The organism is Dyella sp. ASV21 (assembly GCF_016428975.1).
GTDB lineage: Bacteria > Pseudomonadota > Gammaproteobacteria > Xanthomonadales > Rhodanobacteraceae > Dyella.
Genome location: NZ_JAELTT010000280.1, coordinates 1 through 379, shown reverse-complemented (window position 1 = coordinate 379; position 379 = coordinate 1). Strand labels below are relative to the sequence as shown.

Genomic DNA, 379 nt, shown 5'->3' with positions numbered 1-379 from the left:
CCCCCCCCCCCCCCCCCCCCCCCCCCCCCCCCCCCCCCCCCCCCCCCCCCCATCCTAATCATACGCCGACCACCGAGATCTACACCCGAACGTTGTCGTCGGCAGCGTCAGATGTGTCCCCCCCCCCCCCTCCGCGCTGAGCGCTATTGGGCGGGCGTCGTTTCGCTATGGCTGGCCGCTGGATCGATTGGAGTCGCGCTTCAAATTTGCCGGTGATCTGGCCGCTGGACGCGCGTTATCTCAACTGTGCCCTGTCTCTTATACACATCTCCGAGCCCACGAGACCCGTGACCGAATCGCGTGTGGCGGGGTGTGCGGGATAACGGGGGGGGGGGGGGGGGGGGGGGGGGGGGGGGGGGGGGGGGGGGGGGGGGGGGGG

Annotated in this window: 1 pseudogene; it reads left to right on the top strand. The window is 72.3% G+C overall.

Annotated features, from left to right (window positions below):
* Window positions 1-154 precede the first annotated feature (154 nt).
* Window positions 155-247 (top strand): annotated as a pseudogene (locus JHD67_RS22525) (ComF family protein); the annotation flags it as partial.
* Window positions 248-379 lie beyond the last annotated feature (132 nt).